This window comes from Meiothermus hypogaeus, assembly GCF_003574035.1.
Classification (GTDB): Bacteria; Deinococcota; Deinococci; order Deinococcales; family Thermaceae; genus Meiothermus; species Meiothermus hypogaeus.
This window is the reverse complement of sequence record NZ_QWKY01000030.1, coordinates 17,639-38,500: the sequence shown is the minus strand read 5'-3', so window position 1 is coordinate 38,500 and position 20,862 is coordinate 17,639. Positions and strand designations below refer to the sequence as shown.

The following is a 20,862-nucleotide window of genomic DNA, read 5'->3' as shown; positions in this document are numbered from 1 at the left end:
CCCCCAGGCTGGCCCGCCCCACCAGCCGCCCACCGGGCAGCGGAACTTCGAGTTGCAGCAACCCACTCGGCGCATTGCCCACCCAGCGGGCTGTGCCGATGGCATAGGGGCCATCCAGTCGCAGTTGCAGCTCGCCGTCGTAGCTCAGGTTAAAGCGCTGTTGCTCGTAGCGACCCCCGATCTGGGCCTGCAGCTTTGCCGGGAGGGCTGTACCGCTGGCCTCGAGGTTGGGGCCGCTGATCCGAAGCGGCAGACTCAGGCTCTCCCAGGGCCCTTCGCCCTGGGCCTGAAGGCGGATGGGCAGGCCTGTAAAGGGCTCGAGGTCGCTGTCCATACTGAGCTTTACCCGGCCCCCAACCAGGCTGGCCGACAACCCCGCCCCCCGGGCTTCGGCCCAGAGCTGCTCCTCTGGGCGCACTGGCTCCTGGCCGTCCCGAGAGGGAACGGGTTGGTAGCCAAATCTGAGGGCCACTTCGGCCCCACGCCCTGCCAGGGTGCCCTCGCCCACCAGCTCCGGCTTGAACAGGGTTCCACCTAAGGTGCCCCGCGCTTTCAGGGTATTGGCGGCCAAGGTGCGGGTATAGCCCACCTGGCCGCTCAGGTCGCCCTGGCGGTTGGTACGGGCCTCGACGTAGGCGTCGTAGGCGGTGCCACGTGCCGCCAGACTGTTGCCTTCTCCCCGCAGCTCCAGGGCGATCTGCTCGCCTCGAGCCCGCATCAGACCGGTGAAGGTTTCGCCACTGAGGGCCAGGTTGCCCGATAGAGCAAAAAGGCGTTCACCCACCTCGAGGCTCCCCTGCCCCGAAAGCCGCACCTCTTCCAAATTGGCCGCCTGACCCTGGGCTTCCACCCGCATGGGCGCAGCCCACGCAATCGTCCAGCGGGCGCCTTCGCCACTCAGGCGCAAGGGCCCGTTTTGTCGCAGGTATTGCAGGCTGGTAAGCCTTCCGCTGGCCTGGTACTTACTGCCTGTGCTGGAGAGTTCCAGGCTGGCCTGGGCATAGGGGCTCTCGAGCAGTACCTGGGCCTGCCCCCGGCTCTGCTCAAGGGCATAGCTCCCCTGCGCCGTAATCTTGGCCACAGGGGTATCGGTCACCAGCGAGAACTCGGGCCGTAGGCGCGGGCCTCGAATCTGGGCCTCTAGGTTCACATTCTGTACGCGGTACGACAACCGGCCCTGAAGCTGTTCACCCACACTGAGCAAGCCCTCGAGGTCGCCCACCCCAATGATCCGGGGGTCGTTGCCGGGCTCGAGCTCCACCACCACCCCGGCCCGGTACTGTGGCAAAAAAGCCGAGAGGGATCGGTCTTTGTAATCCACCACCACCTGCTGCCCATAGACCTGCAACTGCCCTGCCATCTCGCCCTCCGGCACGGCGGAAGCAAGGCCACCTGATGAAAGCAGCCCCGCTAAGTCCAGGCTTCCGCTCATACGCCCTTGCACATCGGCGTTGAAAATTCGGGCCAGGTGGGCAGTCTCGAGGTCGAACCCCACCTGCCCTTTAGCAAGTTGCACCCGCCCTTCGGGCAGGTTGAGGCTCGCTTGCAGCCGCGCCAGATCGGCGCCTTCGGCCTGCACGGTAGCGCTGAGGGGAAGGCCCGCATAGGTGGTGCGCACACTGCCCTGTAACGCCAGGCTTTGCCCTTGTAGATTACCCTGCAACACCCCCGAACGCTCCAGAACTCGGTAGGGCCAGTTCACCCTTCCGGCATAGGAAAGCCCCTTTCCTTCCAGTTCCAAGGGTCCTTCCAGCTTCCAGGTTTGTTCCAGCACGTCCGCACTGAGCCGCCAGGGCTGGGGTTCCAGATAGGGCAGGTTGTAGCGCCCCTGGCCCCTGGCTTCCAGGTTGTTCCACGGCCCACCTACTTCTACCGTGCCGCTCAAATACGGCAGGCGCAAACTGCCCCTGAGCGCCACCGACTGCGTCGAGACCAGCCCCCGCACCGTGCCGTAGGGGCTCTGGGCTTCCAGGCTCGCCGGCCCCAGCAAGGCCCGCCCCGCCATTTGGGCTTGCCCATAGGGGGTTTCCAGGCTCAGACGCCCACCCTGCTCCGACCAGTTGCCCGTCAGGGTTCCCGGCAGCCCCCAGCGGCGCAGGTCGTAGCCGGAGGCAATGGCCCGCAGGCGCAGCCCTTCCAGGGGGTTCCCCGCTACCAGGCGATAATCCCCGGCCAGGGTCAGGCGGCCATTCTGAAAGAGCCCCGAGTAGCTCAGATTGGTGCTGCGACCTCGAAACTCGAGCGCCCCCTCCAACTGCGGCAGGCGCAAGCGCCCCTGGTAGGCCAAGCCAAACAAATCGGCCTGCCCCTGCAGCTCGCCCGCGTACCCAGCGTAATTCAGACGCCCCCGCACCGCCAGGTTGCGCCAGGCGCCCTGCCCATTCACCACCCCATAGGGGGTACGCAGTTCCAGGCTGCCCCGCTCGAGGTTCCCTCGGGCCTGCAGGCTGCCGGGCTCGCGGTTTACTAATAGCGGCAGGATGCCTTCAAAGGGGAGCCCGGCCTTCAGCTCGACCCGCCCTCCCGGCCAGCGCACCTCGGTACGGTTTGCTCGCAGGGGCACTGGGGGAACTTCAATCGCGCCCGTGAGCGGCAGGGTCAGGCGGCCCTCGAGGGCGGTGGTGGGCCAGACCGGGCCGGCCAGCTCGGCGTAGCCTTCGGCGGTGGCCCACAGCGTGGCTCCGCGCCCCTCCACGGCGCCGCGCAGCCAGGGCGTATCAAAGCGCACTTCGCCTTTATAACGTGAGCCCTGCAAACCCAGGTTGGCTTCCAGGCGAATCTGTGGACCCAGCACCAGAGGCCCCCGCAGCAGCAGTCCATCGATTCCGTTGGCGGTGATATCGAGGGTCTCGAGCCGGGCTTTAAGGCCGGCGCTATCAGCAGTGCCGCTCAGGGGCAGCACCCGCAGGGGGGTACGCACCTCGCCCCGGTAGCGGGTGGCCAGGTCGTAGAGTTCCCCGTCCAGCGCTACCCGCTCGCTTTGCAGGTTCCAGCCGCCCGAGAGGCTGCCTTCGGCGTAGCGCAAATCGCCCGAGAGCTTGAAGGCTTCCAGCACCTGCAGCGGCAGGTCGCGCACCCCCAGGGTAAACACCCCGTTGCGGTAAAGCCCCTCGGCATAGCGGTTGGAAAGCCGCCAGGCGTTGCCCTCCTGCCGTACCGCAAGGGGGAAGCGGGTATAGGGCGAGTCGTAGTTGAGGTCGCCGCTAAAACGCCCCGCCTTAAGGCTGGCCTGCCCGGTAAGCTGACCCACCAGCAGTTCCAAGCCCGAGAGCTGCATCTGCAGGTTATCCCAGGTGCCGTTCAGGTTCAGTGCTCCCAACCGGCCCTGTACCTCCGGGCCCTGCCCCTGCAGGCTGCCCGACAGGCTAAAGGGCTTGGCGGTGGGGAGGCCCACGTTTTCCGACTGCACCCCTAGTTGCCAGCGTGGCCCGCTGCTGGCAAAGCGCAGCGCTGCTTCTCCGAGTAGAGGTTTAGGCCAGACCAGGGTGCCCTCGGCCTGGGTGATAGAACCCTTGCCCCTCAGGCGCAGGTTGCTGCGAAAGGAGTCGCGCAGGGTCACGGTGTACTCGTCGGTGTTGCGCAAAGCCACCGTGGCCTGAAAGGTTCGGTCGAAAAAAGCGCCGTCCACCACGGTATCGAGGCGGAACTTCTTATCGAAGGCCAGGGTTCCTTCGTAGCTTAGGGGCTCGTTCAGCAGGCGGCCTTCGCCGCGGTAGCGCCCGCTCAGCACCAGGTTCTGCCAGCCCCGGCCCTCGAGCACCAGCGGCCCGCCCCCGCTAATGGGCAGCCGCAGGCCAAAGTTTTGCGCCAGGGCTGGCAGGGTGGGGTTGCCCTCCACCCGAAAGCGGTACTCCTGCTTGGGCAGGTCTACGGTGGCCGAGCCTTTGAGGGGGCCCTCCAGACCCCGCCCGACCAGGTTGGCCGTGACCATCTGCCCATCAAAATCCACGCTGCCGAAAATATCGCTAAGGCTGAAGCCCACAATCTTCACCCGCGCGTTCTTGATCTGGTTGTTGCCCAGAATGCCGTTTTTGACTTTGGGGCCAATTGTCCAGGTGCCCCAGAGCTCCCCCGCCTCAATACCATCGAACCAGTAGCGGGCCGCCCTCAAGTCGCCCCTGGCCTCAATCTGCCAGGCCTCAAACTCACGCCCGGTACGCTGGACTGTTCCTATGAGCTTTCCATCCGGGAGCGCCACCGAGACCTGATAGGGACCGCTGCCCCGCACAGTGGCCCGCAGGGTGGGCAAAAAAAATTTCTGGCTTTGCTCGATCTGCACACTGACGCGGTTCAGCACCAGCTCATCCACCCGCAGGCGGATGGGCGCAGGGGCTCCCGGCTGGCGCTGTTCGGGAATAATCGCGTCCCAGCGTAAAAAAACATCGCCTTCTTCGGCGAAAATCCGCAAGGGTAGTTCGCGCCGCTGCAAACTGAGCAGGTTGTAGCCAATCCGCAGGCGCTGGGCCTCAACCCTTAGCCCACCGCCCTCGAGTTGAACCCCGCGCAGCTCGATTCCGCCGAGTAAATACCCGCCAACCGCCTGCCACTGTCCGGTAAAATTGGCCGCTTTGAGCCCCTCTTGCAAAGCATAGCTGATGAGCGGTGGAAAAGCTGGCAGCCCCACCAGCAGGAGGAGCAAAATTGCCGGAAGCCAGCGCCCAAACCGCACAAGACTCAGTCTAGCCCAAGAGTCTGAGTGGAATCTAGGAAAATACCCATCGCAGGCCAATCCATGCTGTTACGAACCGGCCAATTTTGTGCTAAGTCCAAAATATCCCCTCGGACAACCGGGTCTACGCAAGGCCTGCTGCCTTCAAGCGCCTATCCAGGACAGGCCAGCGCTCCATCGGCTGGTTTATGCGACACTGTTGTAGGTAGATTGAATACGTGCTTCGAATCACCGTTCTGGTCAGTGGACAGGTGCAAGGGGTGGGCTACCGCTATTTCACCCGCAAAAAGGCCTTTGAACTCGGCCTCGCCGGCTACGCCGAGAACCTTGCGGATGGGCGGGTAGAAGTGGTAGCCGAGGGCGAAAAAGCCGACCTCGAGCACCTGATTCACCACTTGCGCCAGGGCCCCAGGGGTGCAAGAGTTGAGCAGCTAGACGTTCAGTGGAGCGAGGCCACCGGCTTGAAGGGTTTTCAAACATATTGACGCGGACCCCTGCTTCGAATTCCGGCATCCGAATGTAAATCTAGACAACACCGCGCGGTGTAAATCAAGCGCAGACCCGTACATCGCAAGCCACGCACATTCGATCGCCAGATTCGGTGGTTTCGTCACCGACGGATGACACTTTTTCACCGACCCTCAGGGAGGGGTGTGCTCCAGGATTCAACAGGGTTTTTGGTTTTGCAAACTGTCCATTTGAATTCGGTATCATCTGGATACACGGCTTTGAAACCGGTGACCAGAGATACAGAGGCCATCACTGCCTGCGTGTACGGAGTTCTGAATTGAGGGTGGTTTGCTGGGACCGGCTATCGGTCAGTTGAAGCCGGTACTGCTGCCGCCACTTCAGGGGGCACATACGCCCATGCCACCGGACGCACCCCCTGGCCCACAAGGGTACTGGCCAGAGCTTCCTTGAGTTCCTGGAGTCCAAAACCCTTGACTGCTGAAACGGGTACCCCCCCCAAACGCTCTTTGAGGAACTCGAGGTCGAAGCCACCGGCCTGATCGGCTTTGGAGAGCACCAGGATGCGCTTTGCCTCTACACCCAGGTCGGCCAGCAAGCCTTCGACTACCTGATAGCGCTCCAGGGCACCCTCCTGGGAAGCATCCAGCACATGCAGGAGTACGTCGGCGTCGCGCAGCTCTTCTAAGGTCGAGCGGAAAGCCTCCAGCAAGTCGCTGGGCATACGGCGAATGAAGCCTACCGTATCGGTGTAGAGCACCTCTCCAATACCGGGCAGGAAGCCCCGGCGGGTCAGCGGCCGCAGGGTGGCAAAAAGTTTGTTCTCGCCCTCTTCACCCTTTTTGGCCAGTGCCTGCATCAGGGTGGTTTTGCCGGCGTTGGTATAGCCCACCACCCCCACGATGGGCAGGCCCGATTTCTCACGCTGACGCCGGGTTTCCTGGCGCCGGCCGGCTATTTCTCGCAGCTTGCGGGTCAGCTCGGCGATGCGGTCTTGCAAACGGCGCCGATCCACCTCGAGCTTGGTCTCCCCCGGCCCCCGGGTACCGATACCGCCGCCCAGGCGGGACAGCTCTTTGCCCTTACCCACCAGTCTGGGCAGCAGATACTTGAGCTGGGCCAGCTCCACCTGTACCTTGGCCTCGGGGGTGCGGGCGTGCTGGGCAAAGATGTCCAGGATGAGCTGCGTGCGATCCAGCACCTTGAGGCCGGTGATGGCCTCGAGCTCCCGGGCCTGCGCCGCGCTCAGTTCTATGCCAAAAATCAGGGTGCCCGCGTTTTGGTGGTAAGCCTGCGACACCAGTTCCTCCACCTTGCCTCGGCCCACTGCATAGCGTGGGTCTAGGCTGGGGCGGAACACCAGCTCCTTGTGGGCCACTATGGCTCCGGCAGTGCGGGCCAGCTCGGCCAGTTCAGACAGGTCTACCTCGGCCTGCACCCCTTCGCCCTGGTCGAGCCCTACCAGCAAGGCTCGTTCGCCCGAACCGTCCCGTAAGTCCAGCCCTCGAGCCTGGCGCGACAGTTCCTCTTCCAGTGCACCCACCGCAGCACTTACGTCCCACTCCAGGTATTCGTGGTAGGGCCTGGATGGCAGAATCTGCCAGTCTTCCTCATCGGCCCTGGGCGGTGAAAGCTGGGCCAGGTGCAGCTTGCCGGGGTGGCCTTGCTCTACCTCCAGGGCTGCCATGGCATCCAGTCGGTGCAAAAACAGCATAGAGAGGTCGGGCCGTGAAAGCCCGCCGCTGCCCAGATGGGTGTGCAGCACACGATAGCCGGAAAGACGGGTTTCTACCAGGGCCGACTCGGGCACGGGCAGTTCCTTCGCATCCCCCACCGCCACTCGAATCACCCGCCCGCCCCGGTCAAATAGCAGGCTGATAGGCTTTTCCAGCTCCTCTGACAGAGCCGCCAGCGTGCGGACTAGTTCAGCCGACACAAGCCGGTTGGCCCCCACACGGCGGTTGTACAGGTTGGCAAGGCGCTTCTTTTCGCTAGGCTTGAGACCGTTGGTGCGTCCGAAGATTTTCTCCACTAATCAATCACCCAAGTTGAGCTAAAAGACAAACCCGCTCCCTCCACCGTTTTGGGCTTCCGGGAGCGCGGCTCGTGGTCTCAACTTACAATAAGTATAGCACCCGTTTCGTCAGGGGAAGATGATAAAAGTCACAAGAGGCCACAACCTATCCTGATCTTTCCAGGTACGCTTTGAGGTGTGGACGCTCTGAAGGCGGTTTTCTTTGATCTGGATGACACGGTACTGAAGCCGAGGGCTGTTAACCCCTGGGCGGAGTTCAAAAAAAGCCACGGCCTCGAGCCCGACCTGCTCATTCTGGAAGGCATTGCAAGGCGCCCAACGGACGAACAAGTCCTCCTTCATAACAAGTTATTGCAGTACGAGCAGGCTTTGTCGGCCAGTTCCGAGCTACGCGAAGGTATGGCGGACTTGCTTGAGGAGCTGAGTGTTATAGGTCTCAACACTGCCCTCCTGACCAATAATCACCGCATTGCTACCGAAGCTGCTTTGCGAAAGCACCGGCTAGCCTTTGACCTGGTGTTGACACGGGAGGATGCCCCACCCAAGCCCAGCCCGGCCCTTTTGCAGCGGGCCCTGGAGCACTTTAACCTCAAGCCCGGCGAGGTGCTCTACATTGGCGACTCAGAAGGGGACTTGCGGGCAGCGCAGGCCATAGACTTACCGGTGTGGTTTCTGGCCACGCCGCACAACTCGACTTTGCACCCCCGATTCGAGTACCCTGGGGAGTTGTTGCAAGCACTTTTGCAGCGATAGGGGTAGGATTTGCATATGCGGTGGTGGACGCTTGGAATGCTCTTTCTGGGGCTGGTTTTCTTTAGCCCCAAAGCCGCTTCTGGTTCGCTGCAAAAAGCCGACTGGATTGTGGTGTTGGGGGCCGCGCAGTACAACGGCGTGCCCTCGGTTATCTTCCGAAACAGGCTCGAGGCCGCCCTGCACCTGTACCGCCAGGGCTATGCCCCCCGCATTGCCGTCACGGGCGGGCGTCGCCCCGGCGACCGCTACAGCGAGGGCGAGGTCGGCTGTCGGTATCTGCAAGCCAGGGGCGTCCCGCGTTCGGTTCTCTACTGTGAAAAAGAAAGCCGTCGCACCTGGGAGAATCTGAGCAACATTGCGCCCATCATCGGCAAGGCTCAGGTGATTATCGTAACCGATGAGCCTCACCTGCCCAGGGCGCTCATTCTAGCCGAGCAAATTGGGCTCAGGGCTACGGGGTTTGCCGTGTGGGGTCAGTTTAAGGAAGCCTACTGGCAGCGCGAAAGCTGGCTGGCGGCCCTGGCTCGCCTGGGTGTGCGATAGTTATAAAGTCAAGTGTCTGGTGCCGACCCAGGGCAAAGAAAAGGTAATCTCTGCGCTTTTCCGTCATTTTGACGCCGATTCGGAGCTTTTTTTGAGTTTCCTTTTCCCAATTCCCAAAAAACGCCGAACCCAGCGCAGGCTCCCGGGTAGGTAGCTCCAAGCCTCTGGCCTTCGACCTGCGACAGCACATCAGCATCAGCGTTTGAACCTATCCAGTGAAGACATGTAACCTTCCAACAAGGCCCGAAACTGGCCCACAAACAGGTCGCGCTCGTTGCGAACCTGCTCTATATCGGCTTTGATGCGCTTCATCTGGTCAATCAGCTCCTGAAGCGCTGCCTGACGCTCGGATTCGGTCTCGCGCTTGATAAGCTCGGCCTCGCGCTCGGCCTGGGCCTTAATCTCGCGGGCAATGCGTTCAGCCGCTACCACCGCCCGCTTGAGTTCGGCCTCGCCCTCCCTGGACTTGGCCAGCTCGGCCTCGAGCTCGCGGATATGGCTTCTCAAGCGCTCGTTTTCTTCAATCAGGGCGGTCTGCACATCAGCCACCCGGCCCAGGTACTCACGCACCTCGGCTACTGAGTAACCCCGAAGCCCTTGTCGAAACTCCTGATAGCGAATGTCCAGAGGTGTGAGGTCGCCCCGCTCGCTCATCCGAAACTCACCCGTCATGCGCTCATCCACGGCTTTAGCCTACTACAGCCGATACAAAAATATCGAGGACAGCGCTCAAAAGCCATTCGGTTACCCTGGTTTTCCTCACTTTACTCAAGTATCCGGTTCGAATATGGCCCGCCCCACCCGCACCAAGGTCGCGCCCTCCTCCACCGCAACTTCAAAATCGCCCGACATGCCCATGCTCCGCTCGGGAAGCCGGTACAGGTCGGCCAGCCTCGAGAGCTGTGCAAAAATGGGCCGCACCGTCTCGGGGTCTTCGGTGTAGGGGGCCACCGTCATCAGACCGTCTACCCGCAGGCCCTCCATCGCACGAATCTGAGCGAGAGCTTCGGGCAACTCCTCCTCCAGGAATCCATGTTTCTGGGGTTCGCGGCCCAAGTTGAGCTCGAGCAGTACCCGCTGCACCTTGCCGTTTTCCATGGCCTTACGGGCTACCGTCTCGGCCAGCCGAACCGAGTCTATGGAGTGAATTAGCTCAAAGCGCACCGCAAACCTGGCCTTGTTGCGCTGGAGGGGCCCTATAAAGTGCCACTCGGCCACAAGTTCGTCCATTTTGGACAGGGCCTCCTGAATACGCGATTCGCCCAGGGGAAACCGGCCATACCGCAAGACCCGCTCCCGAATCTCGGCCACCGGGTGTTCCTTGGTCACGGCCACCAGGCGCACCGCCTGGGGGTCTCGGCTCGCCCGGCGGCAGGCTTTATCAATGCGCTCCAGAACTTTGGGAAGGCTCATGCTTGCTTATCCTGGCTACAGGGCCGCCAGGATGCCCCGCACAAACCTGCGGAACAAGGCCCCTGTCCGGGCCGCCGTGGCCAGCACCTCCTGCTCGGTGGCGTGGTGGTCGCGCTCGGGCACGGCCATATCGGTGATGGTCGAAAGGCCCAGCACCCGCGCCCCCAGATGCCGCAGGGCAATTACTTCCGGCACAGTGGACATCCCGATGGCATCGGCCCCCAGGGTACGTAGCAGCCTGAGTTCGGCCCGACTGGCAAACTGCGGCCCCGGCCACCAGGCGTATACTCCTTCTCTGAGTTGAAAGTCCTGCGCCCGGGCGACTTTCTGGGCCAGGCTGCGCAGCTCCGGGTCGTAGGCGTCGAAGGTTACCGGGAAACGCGGCCCCAAGCGTTCGTCGTTGGGCCCGGTGAGGGGCGAAAGGGGGGCATAGTTGATGTAATCGCTGTGCAGCATCAGTTCTCCGGCGTTCCAGGCCGGGTTTAGCCCCCCTGCTGCCGAGGTAATGAAGAAAGTTTTGGCCCCCAGGAAAAACCCAACCCGCTGCGGAAACGCCGCTTGCGCTGGGGTATACCCCTCGTAGCAGTGCACCCGGCCCTTAAAGGCCAGTACGTTTTTGCCCTCGAGCCGCCCTAAAATAAGTTTTCCCTCGTGACCCGGAGCAGTGGACAAAGGAAAATTGGGCAGAGAGCTGTAAGGAAAACTGGCCACTACCTCGATCTCGTCGCCCAGGGGCCCCAGGCCCGAGCCTAGTACAATGCCCACTTCGGGCTCAAAGTCGGTTTGGGTGCGAATGTGGTTGACCGTTTGCTGGATTTGCTCGTAGGTCGAACTCATGGCCACAAATCTACCGCATATCGGGCCTGAAGGAGTAGAGCACAAATGTTCTTTTGCTGTCCATTCCGGCTTAGCCAAACAATAAAGCCTCCCTGCACGAAGCGGGAGGCTTTCTGGTGGCTATGGGCGGACTTGAACCGCCGACACCACGATTATGAGTCGTGTGCTCTAACCAGCTGAGCTACATAGCCAGGTGCGCCTCAAAGGGCGCATGTTGGTTGCAGGGACAGGATTTGAACCTGTGACCTTCGGGTTATGAGCCCGACGAGCTACCAGACTGCTCCACCCTGCGCCGGTCGGTAGGGATAAACCCCAAAACCGCAAACTCAATCTTAGGCGGGAAACCCTGCCTCGTCAAGGCAGGAAAATCCCCGAGCCAGTTCTTATCATTTGCTTGGAAGCATGGGTTGCAGCCCCCTCACCCGGCAACACCGGGTTGCCATCAGAAGTGGCCTATTGGGCCAAACGAGCACCAGGCTAACCGCAGTGACGCCACCCTCTCCGACGCGGAGAGAGGGAGAGGGCAAAGCGATAAAAGCCTGAAGCCCCGGGCTCAACTCTTTTCAAGTGGCAATCAGGTCATAACCTGCGCTGAGGCCGCTTCGTGAATCCCAGTCTTTTTATCGTTCAGGAAGCCTCCCTGGAAACCCCTTTGCAGGGCTACAATCTCGGCCAGGGCTGCCACCGCAATCTCTTCCGGGCTCTCCGCGCCGATATCAAGTCCGATAGGGTTCCGCAGGCGGGCCATCTGCTCGGGGCTGGGCACAAAGCCTTCGGCCTGCAGGGCCTCGAGAATCTTCTCCAGGCGATTGCGCGGACCAAGCATGCCTACATAACGAGCCGGCGATTCCAGGGCAAAACGCAAAGCCTGGCGGTCGATGTCAAGGTGGTGGTTCATCACGATAACGTGCTGGCGAGGGCTGAGCTGTACCTTCTGGGCGTACTCATCTTGGGCAGCCTGAATGGTCTGGCAGCCTTCAAAACCCTGCAACAGCTCGGGCCGGGTATCCACCACCGTCACCCTGAAACCCAGTACCAGCGCCTGGTTGGCCATGGGCTTGGCGTCGTGGCCCGCACCGAACAAAACCAGCTCGGGGATGGGGCTGCTCACATCAAAAAACACCTCGGCCTCTTGCACGTAGCGGGTGGTGGGTCGGGAGGTGCCGCCCTGCATCTGCCGTGCAATTCGAAGCACCTGCTCGTGCAGTTCGGGCGGGGAAATGTGACCCTCGAGGGCCCCATCGGGCTTGAGCCAGATCCTCCCCTCCCCCCCCGCCACCACCGTGGCCAGCACCGAGGGTTCCGACTCGGTGGTCTCCTGAAGCCAGCGGTGTAATAAACTTTGCGGCCCCACCGGCTCCACCCAGACCTCCACCGTGCCGCCACAACCCGGCCACCAGGTCTTTTCCTCGTTGTAGTCGAAAATAGTGCGCTCTGGCCGGCCCCGGGCCAGGATTTGCATGGCAATCTCGATCATCTCTTGCTCGAGGCAGCCCCCCGAGATCATGCAGGCCGAGCCGCCGTCTTCGCGCACCAGCATCTTGGCCCCTTCGCGGCGGTAAGCCGAGCCAATCACCCGCACCACGGTGGCCAGAGCAGTTTCTTTGCCCTCGGCCCAGGCAGCCTCGAGGGCAGCTAACAGCAGGGGTGTCTCGTTTGCCATAAGCTCTTCCCTTATTTCAAACTTACACCCACAAGGCTACTCCAACTTTGCCAGCAGAACACATTTGCCGCATTTCCGGGCATCTGCTAAAAGAACCACTTCTTGTCACTCTCATCTAAGGGGGTATATAGTATGGTCTAAAGATTTTTCAGCTACAGGTGCACCCAGTTTGTTGGTTTGGCTTGGTTGGAATGTTTTTTGGGTAGCCAGAAGCTCGAGGTGGCGATTTGTTCTGTCCGTCTTTCTTGCCGAACCCAAGCAGATACATGTACCCCTGTGGGGGGCCCTTCGGCGATGGTAAAGCCGCAGGCTTCGCAGTACGCAGCATGCCAGGGTTTTGGGGGGGCGACCAGGGCCCGCCCGTTGGTATCAGCTTGCGCACATTCGTTCAGCACATAACCCGCTCAATCTACAGGAGGAAGCATGCCAGACAAAGTACAAATTAAGGTTACGGTCAATGGGGTCGAGCACCACAACGAGGTCGAACCGCGTCTATTGCTGGTTCACTACCTGCGGGAAACCCTGGGTCTTACCGGAACCCATGTGGGCTGTGATACCAGCCAGTGTGGGGCCTGTACGGTACATCTGGACGGTCAGGCGGTAAAGTCCTGCACCATGTTTGCGGTTCAAGCCGACGGCTGCAACTTGACCACCATTGAAGGGCTGGGCAGCGCAGGCAACCTGCATCCTGTGCAGGAGGGCTTTTGGGAAATGCATGGCCTGCAGTGTGGTTTCTGTACCCCCGGTATGATTATGGCGGCTGTCGATTTGCTCAACAAAAACCCGCAGCCCAGCGAGGCTGAAATCCGCCATGCCCTCGAGGGCAATCTGTGTCGCTGCACCGGCTACCACAATATCGTTCGGGCGGTGCAGTACGCCGCCGACAAGATGGCCGGCAAAATTGGCGCGGCGGCAGACGATTGATTGGGTCGCGGGGTTCGGCATTTTTGCTCAGGCACTGGCGTCCCCTAACCCAGAGATTTCGAAGGGAGTAAATGATGGCCGACAAACTCTTTGGCAAGGCGATGAAGCGGGTCGAAGACCCCCGCTTTATCACCGGCACCGGTAACTACACCGACGACATGACCCTGCCCGGTATGGTGCATGCGGCAATGGTGCGTTCGCCCTATGCCCATGCCCGCATCAAAAAAATTGATGTATCCAAGGCCCGTTCGTACCCCGGCGTGCTGGCTGTGATTACTGGCCAGGAAATGAAAGACGCCGGGATCAACGGCATTCCTACTGGCTGGCTGCACCCCGGCATCAAAACCCCGCCCCACTATGCCATTACCTTTGATAAGGCCCGGCACGTAGGCGACATTGTGGCGGCGGTCATCGCCGAGACCCGCCAGATTGCCGAGGATGCCGCCGAGCTTGTGGAAGTGGACTACGAGCCGCTGCCGGCCGTAGCCCTGGGGAGCGACGCTCTGAAGCCGGGCGCGCCAGCGGTGCACGACGATGTACCCGACAACGTCTGCTTCACCTGGAGCATTGGCGACAAGGCCGCCGTGGATGCGGCTTTTGCCAGCGCCCACAAGACCGTCAAGCTCAACTTGCGCAACAACCGGCTGGTGCCCAACGCCATGGAACCCCGGGCTTCGCTGGCCCAGTACCTCAAGGCCAGCGACGAGTACACCTTATGGACGACCAGCCAGAACCCGCACATTCACCGCCTCTTGATTGCAGCTTTCATTATGGGTATCCCCGAACACAAGCTGCGGGTGATTGCCCCGGATGTGGGCGGGGGCTTTGGTTCTAAAATCTATCAGTACCCCGAAGAAATCATCGTGCTGTACGCGGCCAAGAAGCTAAACCGCCCGGTCAAGTGGACGGCCCGGCGCTCGGAGAGCTTTGTAACTGACTCGCATGGACGCGACCACGAGACCGTGGCCGAGATGGCCGTAGACCAGAGCGGCAAGATTACCGCCGTACGGGTCGACACCATCGCCAACATGGGGGCCTACCTGACCACCTTTGCGCCGGCGGTGCCCACCTACCTGTACGGCTGCTTGTTGGCCGGCACCTACACCACCCCCCACATCTACTGCCACGTAACCGCCCCTTTTACCCACACCACGCCGGTAGATGCTTACCGGGGGGCCGGGCGGCCCGAGGCGACCTACCTCCTGGAGCGCCTGGTAGACGTAATGGCCCACGAGCTGGGCATGGATCCGGTGGAGTTCCGCCGCAAGAACCTTATTCCTCCGGATGCCTTCCCCTATCAGACCCCAGTGGCTTTACAGTACGACTCCGGCAACTACGAAGCCAACCTGGACAAGGCCCTGGAGCTTGTCAACTACAAGGCCTTGCGTCAACAGCAAGAAGAGTGGCGCAAGCAGGGCCGCTACATGGGCATCGGGGTCATTACCTTCATCGAGGCCTGCGGGCTGGCCCCCTCGGCCCTGGTGGGCAGCTTAGGCGCCCAGGCGGGCCAGTGGGAAAGCGCCCTGGTGCGGGTCATGCCCACCGGCAAGGTGGAGGTCTTTACCGGTACCCACAGCCACGGCCAGGGCCACGAGACGGCCTTTGCCCAGGTGGTAGCGGATGAGCTGCAGATTCCGGTGGAGGATGTGGTGCTGGTGCACGGCGACACCGGACGGATGCCCTACGGCTGGGGTTCGTATGGCTCCCGTTCTGCCCCTACCGGCCTTTCGGCCATTGTGCTAGCTACCCGCAAGATTATCGATAAGGCCAAGAAAATTGCCGCCCATCTGCTCGAGGCCAGCCCCGACGACATCGTGCACGAGGATGGCAAGTTCATGGTCAAGGGGGTACCCGACAAGGCCAAGACCTTCTTCGATATTGCCCTGATGGCCCACCTGGCCCACAACTACCCCGCCGACCTCGAGCCGGGCCTCGAGGCCACCCACTTCTACGACCCCAAAAACTTCGTCTTCCCCTTTGGCACCCACATCGCCGTGGTGGAGGTAGACCCCGACACCGGCAAGGTCAAGCTCTTGCGCTACCTCTCGGTCGACGACTGCGGCCCGGTGATTAACCCGCTCATTGCCGACGGACAGGTGCACGGGGGTGTTGCCCAGGGCCTGGGCCAGGCCTTGCTGGAAGAGGCCGTCTACGACAAAGAGGGCCAGATTCTCTCGGGCAATTTCCTCGAGTACACCCTGCCCCGCGCCGACGACATGGTACAAATCGAGCACGACCACACCGTGACCCCCTGCCCGCACAACCCCCTCGGCATCAAGGGCATCGGCGAGGCTGGCACTATCGCCTCCACGGCTGCGGTGGCCAACGCCGTCATGGATGCCCTGCGGCCCTTCGGCATCGTGCACCTGGACATGCCCTACACCCCCGAAAAGGTCTGGCGGGCCATTCAGGCGACCAAACCACTGTCTCAAGCTGCCGACTAGGGGTTGGGATGGGGTGGTAGGCACTGGGTTCTTCCCACGCCCCACCCCTACCCCCTTTTCCCGGAGGAATCATGTACACAGCCGAATTCACGTACAAAAAAGCCGGTAGTATCTCCGAAGCCATCAGCCTCCTCCAGCAGCACCCGGACGCCAAGTTGCTGGCCGGCGGCCACAGCCTGATTCCGACCATGAAACTGCGGCTGGCCTCGCCCCCGGCCCTGATTGACATCTCCAAGGTGGCCGAGCTGCGGGGGGTTCGGCTCGAGGGCGACCATCTGGTGATTGGGGCCATGACCACCTACCACGAGCTGGAAACCTCGGACCTGCTCAAACAGCACTGCCCCATCATCCCCCAAGCCGTACACCTGATCGGTGACCCGATGGTACGAGCCAAGGGTACCATCGGTGGGTCGCTGGCCCACGCCGACCCGGCTGCCGACCTACCTGCCTCGATGCTGGCGCTGGACGCCAAGATCAAGGTACAGGGGCCTGGTGGTGCCCGGGTGATAGCCGCCGACAACTTTTTTACCGGTATGTTTAGCACGGCCATGCAGGAAGGAGAAATCCTTACCGAAGTGCACGTGCCGGTGCGGGCTGGGGCCCGCATGGCCTATGCCAAGTTTCCCCACCCGGCCAGCCGCTATGCGGTGGTGGGGGTTGCGGTGGTGGCGGATGGGGGCTCCGTGCGGGCTGCGGTAACCGGCGCTGGCGAGCACGCCATGCGGCTGTCTAAACTCGAGCAAGCCCTTGCTGGCAAACCCCTGACCGCAGAAAATATCACCGCAGCCTGTCAGGGACTCTTGCCCCCCGACCACCTCAACCACGACCTGGTAGCCTCGAAGGAGTACCGCGCCCACCTGGTGGACGTGATGGCCAGGCGGGCTCTGATGCAGGCGGCAGGGCTCTAGTTAGCCTGGCGGCAATTGTGAGGGGCTGAGGTAATTCGGCCCCTCTGTCTTGTGTGAAGATACTGCCATGTTTCCGACTTCTATCGAGGAGACCCAAAAAGCCCTCGAGGCTCACCACTACATCGCCGACAAGGGCCTCTCGGTTGCGGTGTTTCTGGCCCTCAAGCTGGGGCGCCCGTTGCTGCTGGAAGGCGAGCCCGGCGTGGGCAAGACCGAAATTGTGAAGGTACTGGCCCAGATGCTCTCCACCCGCCTGATTCGCTTGCAGTGCTACGAAGGGCTGGACATCAGCAGCGCGGTGTACGAGTGGGACTATGCCCGCCAGATGATGCAAATAAGGCTGCTGGAGGCCAGCGGCGAACGCGACCAGGGCAAAGTGCGCCACGAGGTTTTCAGCGCCGACTTTCTGCTCAAGCGCCCGCTGCTGCAAGCCCTGGAATCCACCGACGGCAAGACTCCGGTGCTCCTGATTGACGAACTCGACCGGGCCGATGAGGAGTTTGAGGCCTTTCTGCTGGAGTTCCTCTCCGACTGGCAGATTACCGTGCCGGAGGTGGGCACCCTGAGGGCCGAAAAACCGCCAGTAGTGGTCATTACCTCCAACCGAACCCGCGAAATCCACGATGCCCTGAAGCGCCGCTGCATGTACTACTGGATCGACTATCCCAGCTTCGAGAAGGAATTCAGAATTGTGCAGGAGAAAGTGCCCGGTGTACCAGAAAAACTGGCCCAGCAAGCGGTGGCTTTTGTGCAGGAGTTGCGCAAGCAAGACCTCTACAAAGCCCCCGGTGTGGCCGAGACCCTGGACTGGGCATCCTCGCTCATGGCCCTGGGCCAGACCGCGCTAGCCCCTGAAGTCATCGAAGAGACCCTGGGGGTGCTGCTCAAGTACCAAGACGATGTGGTCAAGGCCAAGAACCTGGCCCGCGACCTTTTGGCCCGGGCCCAGATGCCCACAGCGCTATGACAGCCCCCACCGAACAGTTGCTGAGCCACGTGGTGGCCTTCGTGCGAAACCTGCGGGGCGAGGGGATTGTGGTTACGCCCGGGCAGACCGCTACTTTTGCGCGGGCCCTGGGTGAGATTCCGATCTTTGACCCGGTGGCGTTTTTCTACGCTGCCCAGAGCTCGCTGCTCACCCGGCGGGAAGACCAGGCCAAGTTTGCCGAACTATTTCGCAAATTCTGGCAAAACCTGGGCCTCGAGCGCTTTCCTGCCGAGCTACTGAACCAAACCCCCCTCCCTGCCAAAAGAGAGCAGAAAGCCCGTCCTGGCGAGGTAGGGCGCGAACCGCGTTCCTCAGAGCGCGCCTCCAATCAACCCCAGCCCATCGTCGATCGGGCCCTGACTTTCTCGGAGACCGAGGTGCTCAAGCAGAAGCGCTTCGACCAGATGAGCGAGCAGGAGCTACAGGCCGCCCGCAAGCTGCTGTACGGCTTTGTCTGGAACCCACCCGAGCGGCGCTCCCGCCGCCTGAAGGCCGGAGGCAGGGAACAACTCGACCTTCGCCGCAGTTTCCGGCGCTCGCTCAAACACCAGGGCGAGCTGGTGGTGTTAGAACAGCGCTCGCGCAAGCACAAGCCTCGCCCCATCGTGGCTTTGGCCGACGTATCGGGCTCAATGGAGCGCTACGCCCGCATGCTTCTGCATTTTTTGCATGCCTTTTCGCTCGAGCAGACCCGGCAGGGCGTGCGCCAGATTGAGACCTTCACCTTTGGCACCCGCCTGACCCGCATCACCCGCACACTCAAGAAGCGCAGCGTGGACGAGGCCCTGGCCGAGGTGGGCCAGCAGGTCAAGGACTGGTCCGGCGGCACACGCATTGGGGCTTGCGTACGCACCTTCAACCACACCTGGGCCAAGCGGGTTTTGGGGCGGGGCTCTATTGTGCTGGTCATCTCCGACGGCTGGGATCAGGGCGACCCCGAACTCCTGGCCTTCGAGATGGAGCGCCTGCAGAAGTCCTGCTACCGCCTGATCTGGCTCAACCCGCTCATCGGCACCCCTGGCTACCAGCCCCTAACCCGCGGTTTGGTGGCTGCCATGCCTCACATCGACGATTTTTTGCCAGTCCACAACCTGAACAGCCTCGAGCAGCTGGTGGAGGTGCTCGCCCACATACGGCGCCGCAGCGAAAAAGTCAGGTAATACCGGATTCAAAAAGAGTCTACCTTTCCAAGGGGCGGTATCGCCCTCCGCTGCGCGGATAATACCAGATTCGGTTAGTTCGTCACCAAAGGGTGACGAACTAACCCGACCGAAGGGAGACGCTTTCTTCGCCGACCGACAGTGAAGGGCCATCGGCCCCCGGCTAGCGCCGGTACTCAAGGGAGGGGTGTGCTCTAGGATTCAAAAAGATAGCCTCTGGTGTTTTTGGTTTTGTAAACTGTCTTTTTGAATCCGGTATAACTTCGGTCGGAGCGAATCCGGTATGAAAAAGGCCCACCCTTTGCAAGATTGCTCCTGTAAAGGGTGGATAGAGCGCCAGGGTTAGTAGTTTGTGAATAGCAAAAGGTTGGGCGAGCGACGGCCCGGACTGCCTACTACCCCGGAAGTCGCGTTGCTCACGATGGCGTTGCGCACCGTGGCAGGGGTGGCCGTGGGATTGCTTTGCAGATACAAAGCTGCCACGCCTGCAACATGCGGCGTTGCCATGGAGGTGCCGCTTATGGTGTTGGTCGAGGTATCGCTGCTGATCCAGGCCGAGGTGATGGAAGAACCGGGCGCAAAGAGGTCTAAGCAGCTTCCGTAGTTGGAGTACGAGGCCCTGGCATCGGTAGAGGTAGTCGCCCCCACGGTGATGCCCGCTGCTACCCGGGCCGGCGAATACAAGCAGGCATCGCGGTTGCTATTGCCTGCGGCCAGGGCAAAGGTGATCCCAGCATTGATGGCATTATTGACCGCCGTGTCGAGGGCGCTCGAGGCTCCCCCACCCAGGCTCATGTTGGCCACGGCCGGTTTCTGGGCATTTTGGCGCACCCAGTCCACTCCGGCAATTACCCCCGAGTTAGTACCCGAGCCGCTGCAGTTCAAAACTCGCACCGCATACAAGCGCACTCCCTTGGCGACTCCATACACCGAGCCGCCTACGGTACCGGCCACATGGGTGCCGTGGCCGTTGCAGTCGTTACCGTTTTGGCCATCGCCAATAGCATCGAAAGCTACCGCTGCCCGCCCCCCGAACTCGCTGTGGCTCACCCGGATGCCCGTATCGATGATGTAGACACGCACCCCATTGCCGGTGTTGCTATAGGTGTAGGTACCGCTCAAGGGCAGGGCCCGCTGGTCTATGCGGTCCAGACCCCAGGTCGCGCCCGACTGAGTTGCATCTATCTGCATCACCTGGTCAGCCTCTATGTAGGCTACTCGAGGGTCCTGACGTAGCGCAGCTAAATTCTCTGGCGAAAGGCTGGCAGCAAGCCCTTGCAATGCCGAGGTGTAAACCTGCTGTACCCTGGCATCGGGGGCTAGTCCTAGGCTCTGGAGTTCCCGCTGCAGGCCAACGCCCCCGCCCAGGCTGGCTTTCAGGCTCTGCAGCGAGGCCAGTACATTGGCATCGTCTTTGTACACAACGATGTACTGACCCTGAATAGCGTTGGGGTTATCGACCCCCAGAACCGGCGCCAGGTTTTCTGTAGCTGTGGGGTTTCCACAAGCGGCCAGCAAAGCCACAAAAACTACCCAGATAAAACGAAGTTGCATAGCCAGTGACCTCCAGACATAGGCTCTATTTTCGGGTTAATACCCGAGGCAAGTATAACCGTGTTGGCATGTTTGGAGCGCTTTATTAAGGTTTTTCTTAATCCCTATCGGATAACCCAGGCAGCCCTCCGGTAAGGCTGGCTTTAGATTGTGTTCGCTCGAGAAGGCGCCTGGCGCATCGAGCTCAAAAAAGGTCGCACGCAGTCGCTTTCATACCAGATTCGTTTGGTTCATTACCGGACGATAACAAACCAACCCGACCAAAGTTATCCGCGTAGCGGAGGGCGACACCGCCCCTTGGAAGCGAGACGCTTTTTTCGCCGACCGTTCAGGAGGGGTGTGCTCTAGGGCGGTTCCCACGAATACCCCACAAAGCATCCTTTGGAAGCTATGGCGTGTGGGGTAATTTACGCCACACCGCGTGTAGCGTAAATGTAGGAAACGCGATAGGATTCAAAAAGACAACCTATGGGGTTTTTGGTTTTTTAGACTCTTTTGAATCC

Annotated in this window: 15 protein-coding genes and 2 tRNA genes; 8 read left to right on the top strand and 9 right to left on the bottom strand. The window is 61.4% G+C overall.

From position 1 onward, the window contains the following. On the bottom strand, nucleotides 1–4,669 hold a 4,669-nt coding region (locus Mhypo_RS09370; RefSeq protein WP_476738596.1), incomplete at its 3' end, for a translocation/assembly module TamB domain-containing protein. Between the two features lie 218 nt (nucleotides 4,670–4,887). Here Mhypo_RS09370 and Mhypo_RS09365 point away from each other — a divergent pair. Then, nucleotides 4,888–5,154, top strand: coding sequence for an acylphosphatase (locus Mhypo_RS09365; RefSeq protein WP_119341033.1), 267 nt, complete (start codon nucleotides 4,888–4,890; stop codon nucleotides 5,152–5,154). Between the two features lie 326 nt (nucleotides 5,155–5,480). Here Mhypo_RS09365 and hflX read toward each other — a convergent pair whose 3' ends face one another. Then, nucleotides 5,481–7,169 carry a GTPase HflX gene (gene hflX, locus Mhypo_RS09360; RefSeq protein ID WP_119341032.1) on the bottom strand — a complete coding sequence of 563 codons (1,689 nt, stop codon included), beginning with the start codon at nucleotides 7,167–7,169 and terminating at the stop codon, nucleotides 5,481–5,483. Between the two features lie 180 nt (nucleotides 7,170–7,349). Between hflX and Mhypo_RS09355 the strand changes: the two genes are divergently transcribed. Then, a complete protein-coding gene (locus Mhypo_RS09355) occupies nucleotides 7,350–7,925 on the top strand; it encodes an HAD family hydrolase (protein ID WP_119341031.1) in 576 nt (191 codons plus the stop codon). Nucleotides 7,926–7,940: 15 nt separating this feature from the next. Beyond that, complete coding sequence (locus Mhypo_RS09350) at nucleotides 7,941–8,468, top strand: YdcF family protein (RefSeq protein WP_119341030.1); 528 nt, start codon at nucleotides 7,941–7,943, stop codon at nucleotides 8,466–8,468. Between the two features lie 195 nt (nucleotides 8,469–8,663). Here Mhypo_RS09350 and Mhypo_RS09345 read toward each other — a convergent pair whose 3' ends face one another. The 6 genes from Mhypo_RS09345 to Mhypo_RS09320 all read right to left on the bottom strand — a co-directional run bounded on the left by Mhypo_RS09345 (nucleotide 8,664) and on the right by Mhypo_RS09320 (nucleotide 12,381). After that, the gene (locus tag Mhypo_RS09345; RefSeq protein ID WP_170148262.1) at nucleotides 8,664–9,122 is read right to left on the bottom strand and encodes a DivIVA domain-containing protein; all 459 of its coding nucleotides are present in this window, start codon (nucleotides 9,120–9,122) and stop codon (nucleotides 8,664–8,666) included. A 114-nt stretch (nucleotides 9,123–9,236) separates the two neighbouring features. Beyond that, the gene (locus Mhypo_RS09340; RefSeq protein ID WP_119341028.1) at nucleotides 9,237–9,881 is read right to left on the bottom strand and encodes a YggS family pyridoxal phosphate-dependent enzyme; all 645 of its coding nucleotides are present in this window, start codon (nucleotides 9,879–9,881) and stop codon (nucleotides 9,237–9,239) included. Between the two features lie 15 nt (nucleotides 9,882–9,896). Next, complete coding sequence (locus Mhypo_RS09335) at nucleotides 9,897–10,718, bottom strand: purine-nucleoside phosphorylase (protein ID WP_119341027.1); 822 nt, start codon at nucleotides 10,716–10,718, stop codon at nucleotides 9,897–9,899. A gap of 114 nt (nucleotides 10,719–10,832) precedes the next feature. Then, nucleotides 10,833–10,909, bottom strand: a tRNA-Met gene (locus Mhypo_RS09330). Nucleotides 10,910–10,933: 24 nt separating this feature from the next. Continuing rightward, a tRNA-Met gene (locus tag Mhypo_RS09325) sits at nucleotides 10,934–11,010 on the bottom strand. 282 nt (nucleotides 11,011–11,292) lie between these two features. Beyond that, nucleotides 11,293–12,381: an XdhC family protein gene (locus tag Mhypo_RS09320; protein WP_119341026.1), complete on the bottom strand. Its 1,089-nt coding sequence runs from the start codon at nucleotides 12,379–12,381 to the stop codon at nucleotides 11,293–11,295. Nucleotides 12,382–12,804: 423 nt separating this feature from the next. Here Mhypo_RS09320 and Mhypo_RS09310 point away from each other — a divergent pair, with 423 nt between their 5' ends. The 5 genes from Mhypo_RS09310 to Mhypo_RS09290 all read left to right on the top strand — a co-directional run bounded on the left by Mhypo_RS09310 (nucleotide 12,805) and on the right by Mhypo_RS09290 (nucleotide 18,805). Further along, nucleotides 12,805–13,305 (top strand): (2Fe-2S)-binding protein, encoded by a 501-nt coding sequence (locus Mhypo_RS09310; RefSeq protein ID WP_119341024.1) that lies wholly within the window; start codon nucleotides 12,805–12,807, stop codon nucleotides 13,303–13,305. Between the two features lie 71 nt (nucleotides 13,306–13,376). Then, on the top strand, nucleotides 13,377–15,749 hold the full coding sequence (locus Mhypo_RS09305; RefSeq protein WP_240637177.1) for a xanthine dehydrogenase family protein molybdopterin-binding subunit: 2,373 nt from the start codon (nucleotides 13,377–13,379) through the stop codon (nucleotides 15,747–15,749). A gap of 71 nt (nucleotides 15,750–15,820) precedes the next feature. Beyond that, complete coding sequence (locus Mhypo_RS09300; RefSeq protein WP_119341023.1) at nucleotides 15,821–16,657, top strand: FAD binding domain-containing protein; 837 nt, start codon at nucleotides 15,821–15,823, stop codon at nucleotides 16,655–16,657. Nucleotides 16,658–16,724: 67 nt separating this feature from the next. Then, complete coding sequence (locus Mhypo_RS09295) at nucleotides 16,725–17,624, top strand: AAA family ATPase (RefSeq protein ID WP_119341022.1); 900 nt, start codon at nucleotides 16,725–16,727, stop codon at nucleotides 17,622–17,624. Next, nucleotides 17,621–18,805 carry a vWA domain-containing protein gene (locus Mhypo_RS09290; protein WP_119341021.1) on the top strand — a complete coding sequence of 395 codons (1,185 nt, stop codon included), beginning with the start codon at nucleotides 17,621–17,623 and terminating at the stop codon, nucleotides 18,803–18,805. The genes Mhypo_RS09295 and Mhypo_RS09290 overlap by 4 nt, the downstream gene beginning before the upstream one ends. A 342-nt stretch (nucleotides 18,806–19,147) precedes the next feature. Here the strand turns inward: Mhypo_RS09290 and Mhypo_RS09285 are convergent, their stop codons facing one another. Further along, a complete protein-coding gene (locus Mhypo_RS09285) occupies nucleotides 19,148–20,359 on the bottom strand; it encodes a S8 family peptidase (protein ID WP_119341020.1) in 1,212 nt (403 codons plus the stop codon). Nucleotides 20,360–20,862: the final 503 nt, after the last annotated feature.